Genomic DNA, 15698 nt, shown 5'->3' with positions numbered 1-15698 from the left:
TAAGGTGCAGGATCTACAGACTATTGAGGTTGAAACCCAAGCTAACCCCACGGCCGCCGTTATCTGGCTGCACGGACTGGGCGCCAATGGACACGATTTTGAACCCGTAGTACCCGAACTCGGTTTACCGGAAGGCGCCGCCGTGCGCTTTATATTCCCAAACGCGCCCAATCTGCCGGTCACCATTAACGGCGGCATGTCTATGCCGGCCTGGTATGACATCAAAGCCATGGATCTTGATCGTATTATTGATACCGAACAACTGATGGCGTCAGCCCGCGCCGTTGGCAAGCTGGTGGACCGGGAGATCGAACGCGGCATCGCCTCCGAACATATCGTAATTGCCGGTTTCTCCCAGGGTGGCGCGGTTGCCTATGAGTTAGGCCTGACGTATCCGAAGCGCCTCGCCGGTATTCTTGCGCTTTCAACCTATTTTGCCACCGCAAAGTCGGTCAAGCCCTCACAGGCCAATGCCGGTATTCCAATCAATATTTATCATGGAACCGCTGATCCGATGGTTCAGGAAGCGCTGGGCCTTCGCAGTTTGAAAGCACTCAAGGAAATGGGCTATCAGCCGGCCTATATGACCTTCCCTATGGAACACAGCGTGTGCCTTGAGGAAATTAAAGAAATCGGCAAGTTCATCCGCAAATACGCCCTTTAGTGACTGGTTGCAGTCTTAGAGGCATACACTGATAAGAAACCTGACAGGACTCATTCCTTGAACCATCTTGCCCACGTTTTTCTGGCCCCGGATTCTGCTGAATGTCGTGTTGGTAGCATTCTGGGTGACTTCAGCCGCGGCGTTGACCTGTTGGCGTTACCGGGCAAGGTGCAGGAAGGGGTTCGCCACCATATAGCCGTTGACGTGTTCACGGACAGCCATGCCGAGGTGCTTGCCAGCAAACGCTTGTTTTCGCCCCAACGCAGGCGCTTTGCCGGGGTAGCCCTGGACGTACTTTACGATCACTACCTGTTGCGTCACTGGCAGAGTTTCAGCCCGGCGCCACGGGATGCGTTTGTGCATCGCGTGTACCAAGAGCTTCAGCATAACGAACACCTGATGCCAGCACCCATGGTGAGAGTGATGCGCCACATGGTTCGCCATGACTGGTTTGGTGCTTACCAGAATCTGAGCAATATTGGCGACGCCTTGGACAGGGTAGCCGAGCGTATCCGTTTCCCCAATCAGTTCGCCAGTATTATTGATGAAATTCGCGATCACGACGTTCAGTTGGAACAACATTTTCTGAACTTTTTCCCGGAACTACAGAGCTTTGCCAAGCAAACCTAATGTAGCTTCAACTACTAGAATTGGATTCCCACCGCAATGAGCAGACTCGAAACCCGACAAGCGGTACTCTCGTTTATCGGTCTGATGCTGGTCGCCCTTAACCTGCGCCCAGCCCTTAGCAGTATCGGCCCTGTATTGAGCACAATCGGTGGCAGTTTTACCTTGTCGGCTACAGCACTGGGCATCTTGACGACTCTTCCGGTACTGTTTTTAGGACTGGCGGCACCGCTGGCGCCTAAGCTGGCAAGCCGTTTGGGTATTGAAAGAACGATTCTAGTTGTTCTGGTGGTGTTAGCGCTGGCGCTGCTCGTGCGGCCTTATTCCGGCTTAACCGGGCTGTTTACCGGTACTGCTATAGCCGGGGGCTGCATCGGTATTATCGGTGTGTTGCTGCCGGGTATTGTAAAACGGGATTTCCCCAACCACGCCAGTTTGATGACAGGCATTTATACCGCAATGCTTTGCACAGGTGCAGCCATTGCAGCGGGCACAACCGAACCCCTGCGGGAGCTGTTTGATCAGCAATGGCGTCCGGCACTGGCTTTCTGGCTGGTGCCAGCTGTTCTGGCGTTTGTGGCCTGGTGGGTTCAGTTAAGTGATAAAAAGCTGGGCGTCGAACTGGGGGAAACCCGTGGAAAATCCATTTACCGTGACCGACTGGCGTGGCAGATAGCTCTGTACATGGGTTTGCAGTCGTCATTGGCGTATACCGTATTCGGCTGGCTGCCCACCATTTTGCAAGATCGCGGCATCAGCGCCGTTGAAGCAGGGCTGGCGCTGTCGGTGTCTATTTTAGTGCAAGTGGTTAGCGCCATCGCCGCGCCTTTAATTGCCAGCCAAATGCGCGATTATCGGGCGATGATTTTTCTGGTGATGTTGCTGGTTATCGCGGGCCTCGCCGGCTGTATTTACGGGCCAATGGATCAGATGTGGTTGTGGGTTGTGTTGTTGGGTCTTGGTCAGGGCGGCAGTTTTAGCCTGGCGCTGACTTTACTGGCGGTGCGAGCGCGGGACGCAGAAGGTGCTGGGCGCCTTTCCGGCATGGCTCAAAGTCTTGGGTATATCATGGCGGCCTTTGGGCCACTGTTGGTTGGCGTGCTGCGCGATCTGTTCGGCGGCTGGCAGGCCGCCGGCGGATTTCTCATTGCAATCGGCATAGGTGCAGTGCTGGCAGGTCTGAAAGCTGGCCGCAATGCGTATGTTTTTGACGACTAGGGCGCTTTACCTAGCAACAAGCTGCCTGACCTAGATCGATATTTCTACGAGCACCCTCAAGCCTCCTTTCGACCCGGATGAAAAGGAGGCGTGCCCGCTATACCTGTCAACAATATCGCAGACAATAGCAAGACCCAGCCCGTGCCCCGGGGTTTGTTCATCCAGCCGTCGCCCTCTCTGACCCAGGTGCACCTGATCACCTTCTGACACCCCAGACCCATCATCTGTTACGACAATCTGCGCTAAGCCATTGCGCTGTTCTAAAGAAAGTTCAACGCATTCTTTAGACCATTTTCCGGCATTATCGAGTAAATTTCCCAATATTTCGTTTAGATCATGCTCCTCAATCGGCCAGCGAAATTCCTCGGTGAGTGAAGTGGACAGTTCGAATGACTTTTCGGGATAAAGCCGGCCCAGCATCCACAAAAGATCCCGGGCTTGCTTAACAGGGTAAGCACTCTTACCAACCTGGGGCCCGGCAAACCGACTGCGCCGCATCTCCGCCTCTAATTGCCTGTCAATATCGCTCAGGCGTAATCCCATCTCATGTCTCAGGCTGTTATCCAACGGCCGACTGGTATCTTCGAGAACCTGTCTGACGGCCGCAATGGGCGTTTTAACGCTGTGAGACAGGTTCGCCAGCGCTTCCCGGGAGCGCTCAAGCCTTTGATCCAGGGAATCAAGCAGTTGATTGAGCTGTTGCACCAGTGGTTGAAACTCTTCTGGAGCCTCTGCGTCGATCCGCGATATTTCGCCACTCTGTAGTCGTTTGAGAGCGGCCTGAAGCGAGACAACGGGGCGCATTGACAGGTTAATACCAAACCAGATAATTCCCGCAAGCAAAATGATCAGCAAGATCGACACGATCGCCGTCCACGCATGCAGTTCTGCCTGGCTTTTTTTCAGCGCTCCCATGTCTTCCGAAACGATAACCTTTATAGGAACGCCGTTTACAACAAATGATTTCCGATAGGCCAGAATGTCGGAGGGGGCGTTGGCGATCGTCGCATCCTGTACTCTGATACTTTCGTTGGCATCAGATTGCAGCAATGGCATTAATAGCGGTTTCCAGGATAGCGGAGATATGACCGTTTGATCTGGGGATTGGATGGCAAAGGCATGATGAAATACCTCCTCAAAATAATCACCGGTCTGAAGCCTGTCGATTTGCCCGTCGGCTTGACGAATGTGGAGTTCAAGAAAGGCCACTTCGCCTTTCAGTCGGCTTTCAAGAAACTCTCGCGACATCCTTTCCAGGAGTAAACCGTGTATTAGCCATGCGATGGCCATCAAACCAATGCCGGCCGGCAAAAGCAGGGTAAGAAGGGTGCCTTTTATGGATACCCGTTTTCTAAAAAGCGTCATTAAACAAATACCCCTGACCGCGCCGCGTTTCAATGGTCTCCGCTCCGACCAGCTTTCTCAGGCGCCGGATATAGGCTTCGATGACGTTTTCATTGGGACTTTCATTAAGATTGTAGAGCTGCTCCATGAGTTGTTCTTTGGAAAAAATATGCCCGGGGCGGCTCATCAAACACCTTAGCAGTCGGAATTCGGTGCCGGTTAAGCTGTGTTCGGTATCGTCGTCGATTTTCAGGCACTGCCGGTTTTCGTCAAGCTCAAAATGTCCCACTTTTACTGAGGAGAGAACCCGACCCTCGCTGCGGCGCACGATGGCGCTCAGCCTCGCAATCAGTTCCTCAGCCTGAAAGGGTTTGGCGAGATAATCGTCTGCGCCGGCTTTCAGGCCGCTGACTTTGTCTTGCCAGTCGCCTCGCGCCGTTAGAATCAATACCGCAAAGTTTGCGTTGTCCTGCCGCCATTTCCGTAACACGTCTAAACCATTTCCGTCGGGCAGTCCGAGATCCAACACAGCTGCCCGGTAGTCTTCCTGCACGCCCAAAAGCATCGCTTCTTTGGCCGTGCCGGTGACATCGACACTGAAGCCGGCCTTCTCAAGTTGGCTGGCGAGCCCTTCGGCCAACAAACGGTCATCCTCTACAAGCAGTAATCTCATCTTTCGTTCCTTTCCTCAGGCTAAACCGGCTGATGCAGTGTCCGCTATTAACCTGAATTCAGCCTGAACTAAAAATATTTCAGCATTTTCAGAAAGAATTCAGGTTGATGAGCGATGGTAGCAAGCGTTTTAGCCAAATGCTCACGTTGCCGGATAAACCCAGTGGGTTTTGAACGCACGCCATGACATATCACAGGAGAAAGTTTGATGAGCGTATCAAAGTTCGTAGTCGCAGCATTAGCCATGTCAGTTTCAGCAGTAGCTCTTGGGGCGGGTGCTCACGGAGACGGGCACGGGCACGGTCAAGGTGCAAAGAGCGGTGAACCGGGTAAAGCCTCGGAAGCCGGGCGCAGCATTACTGTGCAGATGTACGACAACTACTACGAGCCTGAGTCTTTTGATGTCAAACCAGGGGAGACGGTGCGCTTTGTGGTTGAAAACAAAGGCAGCCTGGTGCACGAATTCAATATTGGCACGCCTGCCATGCATGAATCCCATCAGAAGGAAATGACGATGATGGTCGAGCACGGGGTTATTCAGGGTGGCAAGCTGAATCGCGACATGATGGAAATGGACATGGGAAATGGCATGTCCATGAAACATGACGACCCCAACAGCGTGCTGTTAGAGCCGGGCGAGAGCAAAGAGGTTGTTTGGAAATTCTCGGAAAAGAGCAGCATTGAATTTGCCTGCAACGTTCCGGGGCACTATCAGGCTGGCATGTATGGCGAAGTGAATTTTAACTCCGGCGACTCTCGCGTTCGCTCACTCGCCGACGCATCAAAACCTTTGAATACTGCAAAATAGTTTTGGAGTAGTTGACCATGAAGACAACCCTTCTCGCAGGCGCTTTAAGCTTGCTTCTACCGGTTATTGGCCTAGCGGGTGAATACAACCTGACGGTCGACCGGGTTCAGATCGACACCGGCGACTTTGTCAAAGAGGGTATCGGCTACAATGGCGCGTCCCCCGGGCCGGTTCTACGTTTTAAGGAAGGCGAAGAGGTCTCGATTAACGTGACCAACAACCTGAATGAAATGACGTCCATTCACTGGCATGGCATGATCCTGCCTTTTACTCAGGACGGCGTGCCCGGCATCAGCTTTCCGGGTATCAAGCCCGGGGAGACCTTCACCTATAAGTTTCCCATCACTCAGTCGGGCACCTTCTGGTATCACAGTCACGCTGGTTTTCAGGAGCCCGATGGCGCCTACGGTGCCATTGTGATTGAACCCGAAGGCCGCGAACCGTTTCGTTACGATCGCGATTACGTGGTTCAGCTGACCGACAAGCATCCCCATTCCGGCGATCGCATCATGCGTAACCTCAAAATAATGGCGGATTATTACAACCGCGAGCAACAAACCGTCGGAGATTTCTTTTCGGAAGCTTCTGACAACGGTCTGATGGCCACCATCAAGGATCGGATGGCCTGGGGCGACATGCGCATGATGAAAGCCGATGTTGAAGACTTGCAAGGATTCACCGGCTTGATGAATGGAAAAGGCCCTGACCAGAACTGGACCGGCATTTTCGAGCCCGGCGAGCGGATTCGGCTGCGTTTTATTAACTCGTCTGCCATGACCTATTTTGATATCCGCATTCCAGGCCTTGAAATGACCGTTGTTCAAGCGGATGGCAACAATGTTCAGCCGGTGACTGTGGATGAGTTCCGCATTGGTGTGGCGGAAACTTACGACGTGATTGTGCGGCCCAAAGAGGAACAGGCTTATACGATTTTTGCCGAATCCATGGGGCGTTCGGGGTATGCGAGGGGAACGCTGGCCCCTGAGGCGGGAATGGTCGCGGCTGTGCCAGAACTGCGCGAAGCGGCCCGATTGACCATGGCCGACATGAGCGGTATGGAAGGCATGTCCGGCATGGACCACTCCGGCATGAAGGGAATGGAAGGGATGGATCACTCCAAAATGGCCGGTATGAATCAGTCTGACATGAAGGGAATGGAGGGCATGGATCACTCCAAAATGGCTGGTATGGATCAGTCTGACATGAAGGGGATGGAAGGGATGGATCATTCCAAAATGGCCGGTATGGACCATTCCGGCATGGAAGGCATGGAGGGTATGGATCATTCTGCGATGGGCCAGGGTTCAATGGCATCCGCGGGTGGCGCAAGCGATCCCTTTTATGCGGCGGGCAGCGGCCTGATTCCAACGGCGGCCAATGGTGGCAAGTTTCTGTCTTATTCCGACCTGAGAGCGCAAAAACCGCTCTATGACGAACGCGAACCAACCCGGGAAATCGAACTGAAACTGACGGGCAACATGGAGCGTTACACCTGGAGTATTAACGGCGTCAAATATGAGGACGCGGATCCGATCCGCCTTCAGTATGGCGAGCGGGTGCGGTTCAAGTTTGTTAATACAACCATGATGACCCATCCCATGCATCTGCACGGCATGTGGTCCATTCTGGATGTCGGCGCTGGCCAGTTGAACCCCATTAAGCATACGGTCAGCGTTCAGCCGGGTACCACGGTCTATATGGAAACCGAGGTGGATGCGCCGGGACAGTGGGCCTTTCATTGTCATCTGTCCTACCACGCAGCGGCTGGAATGTTCCGCAAGATCATTGTTGAGGGCGGGCCGGAGTCCACGCAAGCGGCGTCCGATGGCCAGCCAGGCGATGTTGGAGGTGACGCATGAAACTATGGACACCTTTAATAGTAGGTACAGTTTTAGGTCTGAGTGTTCTGCCAACTCTGGCCTTTGCTCAAGAGCGGATGCGTGACACCACTGAACGGAAGGCGCCGTTAAAAGTGTGGGGCGTTCAATTTGAGGAGTTAGAGTACCGCTACAGTGATGACGACGAAGAACTTGGGGTATGGGGCGGCGATTTTTTCTATGGCACGGACGAGCTGAAATTTCGCTGGATAACAAAAGGCGAGTACGTCATCGAAGAACAATCCTACGGAAAGCTGGAAAACCAGCTGGTGGGTCAAGTGCCCATCTCTGACTTCTTCGATGCCAAAGCGGGGATAAGGTTTGACACGCCCGAAGGCCCTGATCGCACATACGCCGTTCTGGGTGTCGCGGGCCTTGCGCCACAGTGGTTCGGAATCGATGCGAACTTTTACGTAAGCAAAGATGGCGACACGTCCGCCGCTCTGGATGCAGAATATGAACTGCTCTTCACCAACTACTGGATACTCACGGCCACTCTGGATGCGACTGTGGCGTTCAGTGAAGACAGAGAAATTGGGGTTGGAACGGGCCTGGTATCGACAGAAACCGGGTTGCGGCTGAGCTATGACCTTATCGACCGGGCTTTCTCGCCCTACGTGGGTGTTGTTCACGAACGCAAGTACGGCGACACAGCTGACTTCGCCAGAGCCGATGGCGGCGGCACAGAAGACTGGTTTGCGGTGATTGGAGCACGGCTTACCTTCTGATACTCAGGAAAGGCCCTGGACATCCGTCCTCGGCCTTTTTTTCTGCACAATTTGATGTAACTCAAGCTTTGGTCTAACAGACCGTTTATCCCTGCCTTTTTCAGTTGGAGTTCAGCCTGGCGTGTTGTGATAGAGGCTGAGAACACCGGCTGACAGGGGAAATTCATGACGAAAGCTCATAAAGCAACAAACCAGGCTCAATTTCTGCTTCGACGCAAACTCACAGTTCAGGGCCTTACTGAACCTCAGTGGGAGGACTTCATTGACGAGCTGAATCATCATCCGTGCGTCGATTTTGCCGAGCGAAAATCGGAAAATCAGTTGATTGTCACTTTTGATGCCACCCATTGGTCGACCGATGCTCTGATTGAACTGGTTGGATCGCACGGCGGCCATCTGACGGGCGGTTGGTGGGAGCGCAGAAAACTAGCAGGGTACCGATTCGGCGATGAAAACCTCCGAGCCAACGCCAACCTTGATCCCTTTTGCTGTTCAAAAATCCCACCGATGAAAAAATAAAAGGAAGTTGCATGAGCAAGGACCAGGATAGAACCTCGCGCTATCAGGAAGGCAGCCTGACGCTGCCAGGAACGGTCATGCTAGGCACCGGTGTCATGATTGGCGCCGGCATATTCGCGCTTACCGGACAAATGGCGCAAATGGCAGGTGCGCTCTTTCCGTTGGCTTTTCTGGCGGCCGCCATTGTTATTTCCTTCAGTTCTTATTCCTATATCAAAATCTCCAATGCCTACCCGTCAGCGGGTGGCATTGGCATGTATCTGCACAAGGCCTACGGCGATCGCTTATCGACGGGGTTTAATGCCTTACTGATGTATTTCTCAATGGTGATTGCCCAGAGTTTTCTGGCCCGGACGTTTGGGTCTTACACCATGCAACTGTTCGGGGGTGATGAAGGCGGTCGCATGGTGCCGATACTGGGCGTGTCGCTTATTTTGGCGGCATTCATGATCAACCTGCTGGGCAATCGCTGGATTCAGGGCGTCGCTTCGTTCATTGGTATTCTCAAAATTGGGGGCATTCTTGCCTTCGGGCTGGTGGGTGTATGGTTGGCCGACAGCCTTGCGGTCGACTTTTCCAGCAGTGGCGAAACTGGTGTTGTAGGCAATTTTCTGGGTGCGACAGCCCTCGGTATTCTGGCCTTCAAAGGTTTTACCACCATCACCAACAGCGGCGCCGAGGTGAAAGACCCGAAACGTAACGTTGGTCGCGCCATTGTGATCTCCATTGCCGCCTGCGTGGTTATTTACACCCTGGTGGGCTTTGCCGTTGCAAGCAATCTGTCCCTCGCCGAAATCATCGAGACCCGGGATTACTCCCTGGCTGCCGCAGCACGTCCGGCACTGGGTGATTATGGTCTGTGGTTCACCGTGGCGATTGCCATGATGGCGACCGCTGGGGGCATTCTGGCCAGTATCTTTGCGGTTTCCCGCATGCTGGCCATGTTGACTGAGATGAAACTGGTACCCCACAGCCACTTTGGTATGCCGGGTAGCATCCAGAAACACACGCTTGTTTATACCGTGGTGCTGGGCCTGGTTCTGACCGCCTTTTTTGATCTATCAAGGATTGCGGCCCTCGGTATTATCTTTTATCTGATTATGGACATCTCGATTCACTGGGGTGTGCTGCGCTACCTGTATCAGGATGTGAAGGCCAAGAGGTGGGTGCCCGCCGTGGCGATCGTTCTGGATCTGGTGGTTCTGGGCGGTTTTGTTTGGGTTAAATTGAACTCTGACCCTTTTGTGATCGGTGTGGCTGTGGTCACGATGATTGTTATTGCGGTTGCCGAGCAGATATTCCTGAAGTCTTCCGCCAGACGTAAGGCGATGAACAGTGATGAGTCTAATGCACACCATCACTGATATTCACAGTGTAAATCGGAGGGTAATCCCATGATGGACCGCGATATGTTTGGAAACCCCATGTGGGCTGGACATTGGCTATGGATGCCGGTCATTCAAAGCGGGAACGCAACACACATCAAAGGTAAATCCGAATGGACATTAAAACGTTTAGGGAGCTGATCGGCTGGACAAGTGATCTGCATGCACACCTGGCGCGCTGCCTTTCACACTGTGCGACACGGCATGAGGAAGAACGGGCGAGGGCGCTTCTGGACTACCTGGCCGCTCATGAGTCCGAAATTGAACGTATTGTGAACGAGTTTGAACGCCAGGCAGACAACAATGCATTGGAAACAAGGGTTTATGACTACCTTTACCATAACCCTATTAAAACTCACCGAACCTGTGACGAGCCCTATTCAACGCTTGATTTCGATGGTATCCGCCGTGAGGTGTTCGATTTTCACGATCAAATAATCGATCTCTACCAAACACTGGTCGGGAAAGCAGAGATTCCGGAGGTCAAAGAGCTAATGGAGTCACTATTGACGATGGAAATAAACGAGTCGAAGCGCCTGGCTAGTCAGGTTGGCCGGATGGACGATCTATGAACGAGTCCTTCAACCACGCTGGGGCCTGGGGCATTGCACTGATCGTTATCGTTTTGGTGTCTTGGTTTTTTTATCGATATTTTGCGCCAAAGAACTGGCGAGAGTGGGCCGGTGCCGGTGTGGTGCAGGCTTTTATCATAGCGCTTTATGCTGAAATGTACGGTTTTCCGCTTACTATTTATCTGCTGGTGCGCTTTTTCGGTCTGGACAGCGAGTATGTTAGCGCCAGTCTATGGTCGACCCTGGTTGGGCTTGGCGAAACCGGCATGCTTGTCTCAATGTTGCTTGGCTACGGAATCGCATTTACCGGAATAGGATTCTTTATTCAGGGGTGGCGCCAGGTTCACAAGGCGCGAGGAGAAAATCGCCTGGTAACAGACGGGTTGTATGCGTATGTGCGGCATCCCCAGTACACAGGGCTGTTCATTGCTCTGTTTGGAGAAGGCGTGGTGCATTGGCCAACGCTATTTTCGGTAGGCCTTTTTCCGGTGATCGTGCTCGTTCACACCTGGCTGGCTCGACGTGAGGAGCAGCAAGTACTGAAACAGTTCGGAGACGCTTATCGCAACTATAGGCGGCAAGTACCGATGTTTATCCCTCGTTGGGGCAGCTGGCGCCAACTCGCGGCTGCTTCGCGAGCCGGCAATGATGAGAAGACTGTATGAGTCCCTACTTGATCTAGATACAAGATTTAAAATCGGGTCTTCTGGATTGAAGATGATAACCAAAAAAGGATAGTCGAATTATGTCCTCAAAAAATAGCACAACCAGTTCCCGCCATTAACGTCTACAATTTGAAAGGGAGGAAATACCATGATGGACGAGAACATGTTTGGAAACACCATGTGGGCCGGGCACTGGCTTTGGATGCTGGTGATTGCGATTGTAGTCGTCATACCGGTCTGGCGAATATGCCAGCGTGCGGGATATCCAGGCTGGCTGGGAATTCTGATACTCATTCCGATGGTCAACCTGGCGCTGTTGTATTTCATCGCTTTTGCCGGCTGGCCTGCGGATAAAAACAGGAGCTCAGAATGAGTGAGCATTCATCAAAAGACCCTGTGTGCGGGATGTCGGTCGACCCCCATACCGCAGAGCATCGCAGCGAGCATGCGGGCAAGACCTGGTATTTCTGTTCGTCCGGCTGCAAGTCAAAGTTTAATGACGCTCCGGAAAAGTACCTCGGTGACAAGAGTGAACAAGAAGAGCCGGTAGCTCCTGGCACCATGTTCACCTGTCCGATGCATCCGGAGATCCGCCAGCAAGGCCCGGGCGACTGTCCGATCTGTGGAATGGCGCTTGAGCCGGAAGAAGTGAGCCTTAACGACGGGCCCTCCGAAGAACTCACGGACATGACTCGTCGGTTCTGGATCGGTCTGGCCCTGGCGCTTCCTGTATTTTTGCTTGAAATGGGTGGCCACTTTTTCAAGATTGACCAAATTGTGTCGCCGCAAATATCCAACTGGATTCAGTTAGTTCTAGCCACGCCAGTGGTCGTTTGGTGCGGCGCGCCCTTCTTTGTCCGCGGCTGGAAATCGATCCTCAGCCGCAATCTGAATATGTTCACGCTTATTGCCATTGGCACGGGCGTTTCTCTGATCTACAGCCTGGTAGCGACCCTGGCGCCGCAGCTATTTCCTGCCGCGTTCCAGCAGGCAGATGGTTCGGTCGCCGTCTATTTCGAAGCAGCCGCCGTTATTGTGGTGCTGGTTTTGTTGGGGCAGGTGCTTGAGCTACGGGCTCGGGAAAAAACATCGGGCGCCATCAAAGCGTTGTTGGATCTTGCGCCCGCCACCGCAAGAAAACTTGAGGATGACAATAGCGAGTCCGACGTTTCGCTCGATCAGATAAAGGTGGGTGATCGTTTACGGGTTCGCCCCGGCGACAAGGTGCCACTGGATGGCGAAGTCCTTGAAGGCAGCTCGAATGTGGATGAATCCATGGTGACCGGGGAGCCTTTGGCGGTCAGTAAAAAGACGGGCGACCAAGTGGTTGGCGGCAGCATCAATCAACAGGGCAGCTTCATTATGCGCGCCGACAAAGTGGGACGCGACACCATGCTGTCCCAGATTGTGCAGATGGTAGCCAGCGCGCAGCGCAGTCGTGCGCCGATTCAGGGCCTGGCAGACAAAGTGGCTGGCTGGTTTGTGCCGGTGGTTATTCTCATTGCGGTCATTGCATTTATCGTCTGGTCGGTCTTCGGGCCGACGCCGCCCATGGCCTTTGGTCTTATCGCGGCGGTGAGCGTGCTGATTATTGCCTGTCCCTGCGCTTTGGGTCTGGCAACTCCCATGTCCATCATGGTCGGTGTCGGGCGAGGCGCCCAGAGCGGCGTCCTGATCCGGGATGCGGAAGCGTTGGAGCGCATGGAGAAAGTAGACACCGTAGTGGTGGATAAAACGGGAACCCTGACCGAGGGCAAACCCCAGGTGACGAAGCTGGTGCCGGCAAACGGTTTCAGCGATGAGGATCTGATGCGATACGCCGGTGGCCTGGAGAAGGGCAGCGAGCATCCTTTAGCACACGCCATTCTCGATAAAGCCACAACCATGGAGTTGAAACTGCCGGACGCCGAGGATTTCGACTCTCCGAACGGTAAAGGTGTGACCGGCAAGATCGACGGAAAAAAGGTTCTGCTTGGCAATCGATTGCTGATGGAATCAGAAAGCGTCGATACCTCCGCCTTTGAGGAAGAGGCGGACCAGCTTCGAAAGGATGGTGCCACCGTTATTTTTGCCGCAGTGGATGGCAGTGTTTGTGGGTTGCTGGCGATTGCGGACCCGGTCAAAGAGACCACGGAAGCGGCAATAGCCGCTCTGCAGAAAGAGGGTATCCGGGTGGTGATGCTGACCGGGGACAACCGGACTTCCGCCGAAGCCGTGGCTCGCAAGCTCCATATTGATGAAGTGGAAGCGGAAGTACTGCCGGAAGACAAGGGCAAGATCATTCAGCGCCTGAAGGACGAAGGTCGCATTGTTGTGATGGCAGGTGACGGTGTGAACGATGCGCCAGCCCTGGCCACCGCAGACGTTGGCATCGCCATGGGTACAGGGACTGACGTGGCCATCGAAAGCGCGGGTATTACGCTGTTGCGCGGTGATTTGATGGGCATTGTAGAAGCGCGGAAGTTGTCGCGGGCAACCATGCGCAATATTCGGCAGAATCTGTTTTTCGCGTTCGTTTACAACGCCGTCGGCGTGCCGATTGCGGCGGGGGTCTTGTATCCAGTTGCCGGCATCCTGCTGTCGCCTATTATTGCCGCTGCGGCTATGTCGCTGTCTTCGGTAAGCGTCATCACGAACGCCCTACGATTGAGGGTAGTGAAACTATCAGACGACTAGGCTGATGGAACCTCCCTCGGAAAAGGAGATGTGTATGTCTTATACAATTCTCGGTGCATGTAATCCAAACATGGCTTGGGAAGCGATCGGCGTAGAACCTCGGGTAGGAGCAATGTTGCCATGCAACGTTATTCTTCGCGAGACAGCCGAGGGTGTTGAAGTCAGTGCGGTTGATCCCGTTTCATCCATGAGCGCAATCGACAATGAGCAGCTCAAGCAGGTTGCGGGTGAGGTGAGAGATACGCTGTCTGAAGTTATCAACGCAATCTGACGGCTGAATCGACCAGCCAAAAAAATTGATGTACAGCAATCCAGAGGTTGATTTGAGGATAAATTCAGGTCCGATTCAGGTGGGTGCAGTTAACTGGATATGTCGCAAATCGACCTCGTTAAGGAGCTTCGCTATGAAGAGTTTCACCAAAGTAATCGCAATCTCGTTGATTATGGCCACACCGGTTGTCTGGGCGCAGGGTTCAGATAACCAGCAGAGGTCCGGTGGCATGATGATGTCCTTAGAACAAACACAGGAAATGCAGCAGAATATGTCCCGCATGCAGGATATGACCGGCCAGATGCGGCAAAATTCCGGACAAGACCATCAAGAGCTCATGCAGGAGCATATGGATCGCATGCAAGAGCAGATGCGCATGATGCGGGACGGTATGATGGGCAACCGAGGCATGATGAATGGCCAAGGAATGATGAAAGGCGAGGGAATGATGAATGATCAAGGTATGCAGGGGAATTCCAGCCAGGGTCAACCTGCAATTAAACCGGAGGATCGCTTCCAATTTATGGAAAAACGCATGGATCAGATGCAGTTGATGATGGAGCAAATGCTGGAGCATCAGCAGGAGTTGCAAGGCCGCTCGAAATAATTCTCTGACATGGACGATCATCTGGAATGCCCGAGCTTTCTGGACACTTCGAAGCCTCACGCTGAAGCTGTCCCGAAAGCCTCTGGGCTTAAGCGGCCCCGATGGCTGTGGCGACGGTTTCGATTATGGAATGTTCACCATCAGGTTCAATCCCGACGCGTGCGCAGATGTCCTCAATCTGTGCGGTTAACTCTCCGAAACTGAAACGTAATAAAATTCGAAAGGTATTGTTTGGCGACTTGATCCATGTCGGAAGCCGCTGGCCCTGTTGGAGGTGCAATGGTTTTTCTAAAGATTTCGCGCCGGCCAATGGCCGCAGCCGTGCTCGCTCTAATGGTCTGGGGTGTAAGCTTCTTTCTGCATTTTTTCTGGGAAATGGCACAAGTACCGTTTTTCCTTGGTATGGCCGAAGCGCGTCACTGGGACGTAGTCTGGCTCTGTACACGTGCGACCCTCGGAGACGCGAATATAGCCTTTGGCGCTTACACGATGGCGGCATGTGTATCCCGGGATTGGTTCTGGGTGGCGAAATCCTGGAGCCGGTCGACTCTGTTGGTCTATCTCTGCGTCGGACTGATCGTGACAATCGTTTTTGAGTATTGGGCAACCGGAGACGGGCAGCGGTGGAGCTACAACGAACAAATGCCCGAACTTGCTGTGACCGGCACAGGAATATTGCCGCTCGCCCAGTGGGTAGTCTTGCCAATGTTGCTGGCCTATTCCACAAGATGGATGTTTCTTGGGTGGTTGGTTTCGAAGCGCATCGGCGTCTTCCACGCGAAGACCGACGGGGCAGCTGATGATCCCCGTCAGTCATCTCGACGGAATCCAGGTGGAGGTGATAATGGGACGAGTCGTGAAAATGTCCGTGATTTTCAGCAAATTCAATCAAAGACAGGCTTTGGGACGCCTGGTGAACATTCTGATCCGAGGCCCACGCACCGCGAAAAAGGATCAATAATAATAGTGCAATGACTATCTAAATTGCTGCTCTTATTCTATGAAACCAGGGTTAAAGTCACGCGTAACTGTGAATGGCTAATCGCCGGTGTTGTGCTTTCGCAA

General features: G+C 53.3%; 17 protein-coding genes. 15 read left to right on the top strand and 2 right to left on the bottom strand.

Features of this window, described 5'->3' with window-relative positions; all coding sequences use genetic code 11:
* Positions 1–4: 4 nt before the first annotated feature.
* The 3 genes from MIH19_RS10840 to MIH19_RS10830 are packed head-to-tail and all read left to right on the top strand — an operon-like array spanning position 5 to position 2509.
* Positions 5–664, top strand: coding sequence for an alpha/beta hydrolase (locus MIH19_RS10840; protein WP_249008862.1), 660 nt, complete (start codon positions 5–7; stop codon positions 662–664).
* A gap of 57 nt (positions 665–721) precedes the next feature.
* A complete protein-coding gene (locus MIH19_RS10835; RefSeq protein WP_249008861.1) occupies positions 722–1294 on the top strand; it encodes an acyl carrier protein phosphodiesterase in 573 nt (190 codons plus the stop codon).
* A 36-nt stretch (positions 1295–1330) separates the two neighbouring features.
* The gene (locus tag MIH19_RS10830) at positions 1331–2509 is read left to right on the top strand and encodes an MFS transporter (protein WP_249008860.1); all 1179 of its coding nucleotides are present in this window, start codon (positions 1331–1333) and stop codon (positions 2507–2509) included.
* 30 nt (positions 2510–2539) lie between these two features.
* Here the strand turns inward: MIH19_RS10830 and MIH19_RS10825 are convergent, their stop codons facing one another.
* Together MIH19_RS10825 and MIH19_RS10820 are read right to left on the bottom strand one after the other, a co-directional pair.
* Positions 2540–3874 (bottom strand): sensor histidine kinase, encoded by a 1335-nt coding sequence (locus MIH19_RS10825; protein WP_249008859.1) that lies wholly within the window; start codon positions 3872–3874, stop codon positions 2540–2542.
* On the bottom strand, positions 3861–4526 hold the full coding sequence (locus MIH19_RS10820) for a response regulator transcription factor (RefSeq protein ID WP_249008858.1): 666 nt from the start codon (positions 4524–4526) through the stop codon (positions 3861–3863). The genes MIH19_RS10825 and MIH19_RS10820 overlap by 14 nt, the downstream gene beginning before the upstream one ends.
* A gap of 207 nt (positions 4527–4733) precedes the next feature.
* Here MIH19_RS10820 and MIH19_RS10815 point away from each other — a divergent pair, with 207 nt between their 5' ends.
* The 12 genes from MIH19_RS10815 to MIH19_RS10760 all read left to right on the top strand — a co-directional run bounded on the left by MIH19_RS10815 (position 4734) and on the right by MIH19_RS10760 (position 15608).
* Positions 4734–5333 (top strand): plastocyanin/azurin family copper-binding protein, encoded by a 600-nt coding sequence (locus tag MIH19_RS10815; RefSeq protein ID WP_249008857.1) that lies wholly within the window; start codon positions 4734–4736, stop codon positions 5331–5333.
* Between the two features lie 17 nt (positions 5334–5350).
* Positions 5351–7192 carry a copper resistance system multicopper oxidase gene (locus MIH19_RS10810; RefSeq protein ID WP_249008856.1) on the top strand — a complete coding sequence of 614 codons (1842 nt, stop codon included), beginning with the start codon at positions 5351–5353 and terminating at the stop codon, positions 7190–7192.
* Complete coding sequence (locus MIH19_RS10805; RefSeq protein ID WP_249008855.1) at positions 7189–7938, top strand: copper resistance protein B; 750 nt, start codon at positions 7189–7191, stop codon at positions 7936–7938. Before MIH19_RS10810 ends, MIH19_RS10805 begins: the two co-directional genes overlap by 4 nt.
* A 165-nt stretch (positions 7939–8103) precedes the next feature.
* The gene (locus MIH19_RS10800; RefSeq protein WP_249008854.1) at positions 8104–8457 is read left to right on the top strand and encodes a hypothetical protein; all 354 of its coding nucleotides are present in this window, start codon (positions 8104–8106) and stop codon (positions 8455–8457) included.
* Between the two features lie 11 nt (positions 8458–8468).
* Positions 8469–9821 (top strand): APC family permease, encoded by a 1353-nt coding sequence (locus tag MIH19_RS10795; protein ID WP_249008853.1) that lies wholly within the window; start codon positions 8469–8471, stop codon positions 9819–9821.
* Positions 9822–9955: 134 nt separating this feature from the next.
* Positions 9956–10414 carry an ATPase gene (locus MIH19_RS10790; RefSeq protein ID WP_249008852.1) on the top strand — a complete coding sequence of 153 codons (459 nt, stop codon included), beginning with the start codon at positions 9956–9958 and terminating at the stop codon, positions 10412–10414.
* Positions 10411–11079: an isoprenylcysteine carboxylmethyltransferase family protein gene (locus tag MIH19_RS10785; RefSeq protein ID WP_249008851.1), complete on the top strand. Its 669-nt coding sequence runs from the start codon at positions 10411–10413 to the stop codon at positions 11077–11079. Before MIH19_RS10790 ends, MIH19_RS10785 begins: the two co-directional genes overlap by 4 nt.
* A 148-nt stretch (positions 11080–11227) precedes the next feature.
* Positions 11228–11452 (top strand): hypothetical protein, encoded by a 225-nt coding sequence (locus MIH19_RS10780; protein WP_249008850.1) that lies wholly within the window; start codon positions 11228–11230, stop codon positions 11450–11452.
* The gene (locus MIH19_RS10775) at positions 11449–13755 is read left to right on the top strand and encodes a heavy metal translocating P-type ATPase (RefSeq protein ID WP_249008849.1); all 2307 of its coding nucleotides are present in this window, start codon (positions 11449–11451) and stop codon (positions 13753–13755) included. The genes MIH19_RS10780 and MIH19_RS10775 overlap by 4 nt, the downstream gene beginning before the upstream one ends.
* Before the next feature lie 34 nt (positions 13756–13789).
* Entirely contained in the window at positions 13790–14026 is a 237-nt protein-coding gene (locus MIH19_RS10770) for a DUF302 domain-containing protein (RefSeq protein WP_249008848.1), read from the top strand.
* Between the two features lie 133 nt (positions 14027–14159).
* The gene (locus tag MIH19_RS10765; RefSeq protein ID WP_249008847.1) at positions 14160–14633 is read left to right on the top strand and encodes a DUF4175 domain-containing protein; all 474 of its coding nucleotides are present in this window, start codon (positions 14160–14162) and stop codon (positions 14631–14633) included.
* Positions 14634–14879: 246 nt separating this feature from the next.
* Positions 14880–15608: a hypothetical protein gene (locus MIH19_RS10760; protein WP_249008846.1), complete on the top strand. Its 729-nt coding sequence runs from the start codon at positions 14880–14882 to the stop codon at positions 15606–15608.
* Positions 15609–15698 lie beyond the last annotated feature (90 nt).

The sequence above is a fragment of the Marinobacter sp. M1C genome, from assembly GCF_023314135.1.
Taxonomy (GTDB): domain Bacteria; phylum Pseudomonadota; class Gammaproteobacteria; order Pseudomonadales; family Oleiphilaceae; genus Marinobacter.
This window is presented reverse-complemented; position numbering and strand designations above follow the sequence as displayed.

What these genes read in the sequence shown, in the direction of transcription:
- MIH19_RS10830 (WP_249008860.1), top strand. Translation starts at nt 1,331, where the DNA reads ATGAGCAGACTCGAAACCCGACAAGCGGTACTCTCGTTTATCGGTCTG.
- MIH19_RS10825 (WP_249008859.1), bottom strand. Translation starts at nt 3,874, where the DNA reads ATGACGCTTTTTAGAAAACGGGTATCCATAAAAGGCACCCTTCTTACC.
- MIH19_RS10820 (WP_249008858.1), bottom strand. Translation starts at nt 4,526, where the DNA reads ATGAGATTACTGCTTGTAGAGGATGACCGTTTGTTGGCCGAAGGGCTC.
- MIH19_RS10815 (WP_249008857.1), top strand. Translation starts at nt 4,734, where the DNA reads ATGAGCGTATCAAAGTTCGTAGTCGCAGCATTAGCCATGTCAGTTTCA.
- MIH19_RS10810 (WP_249008856.1), top strand. Translation starts at nt 5,351, where the DNA reads ATGAAGACAACCCTTCTCGCAGGCGCTTTAAGCTTGCTTCTACCGGTT.
- MIH19_RS10805 (WP_249008855.1), top strand. Translation starts at nt 7,189, where the DNA reads ATGAAACTATGGACACCTTTAATAGTAGGTACAGTTTTAGGTCTGAGT.
- MIH19_RS10800 (WP_249008854.1), top strand. Translation starts at nt 8,104, where the DNA reads ATGACGAAAGCTCATAAAGCAACAAACCAGGCTCAATTTCTGCTTCGA.
- MIH19_RS10795 (WP_249008853.1), top strand. Translation starts at nt 8,469, where the DNA reads ATGAGCAAGGACCAGGATAGAACCTCGCGCTATCAGGAAGGCAGCCTG.
- MIH19_RS10790 (WP_249008852.1), top strand. Translation starts at nt 9,956, where the DNA reads ATGGACATTAAAACGTTTAGGGAGCTGATCGGCTGGACAAGTGATCTG.
- MIH19_RS10785 (WP_249008851.1), top strand. Translation starts at nt 10,411, where the DNA reads ATGAACGAGTCCTTCAACCACGCTGGGGCCTGGGGCATTGCACTGATC.
- MIH19_RS10780 (WP_249008850.1), top strand. Translation starts at nt 11,228, where the DNA reads ATGATGGACGAGAACATGTTTGGAAACACCATGTGGGCCGGGCACTGG.
- MIH19_RS10775 (WP_249008849.1), top strand. Translation starts at nt 11,449, where the DNA reads ATGAGTGAGCATTCATCAAAAGACCCTGTGTGCGGGATGTCGGTCGAC.
- MIH19_RS10770 (WP_249008848.1), top strand. Translation starts at nt 13,790, where the DNA reads ATGTCTTATACAATTCTCGGTGCATGTAATCCAAACATGGCTTGGGAA.
- MIH19_RS10765 (WP_249008847.1), top strand. Translation starts at nt 14,160, where the DNA reads ATGAAGAGTTTCACCAAAGTAATCGCAATCTCGTTGATTATGGCCACA.
- MIH19_RS10760 (WP_249008846.1), top strand. Translation starts at nt 14,880, where the DNA reads ATGTCGGAAGCCGCTGGCCCTGTTGGAGGTGCAATGGTTTTTCTAAAG.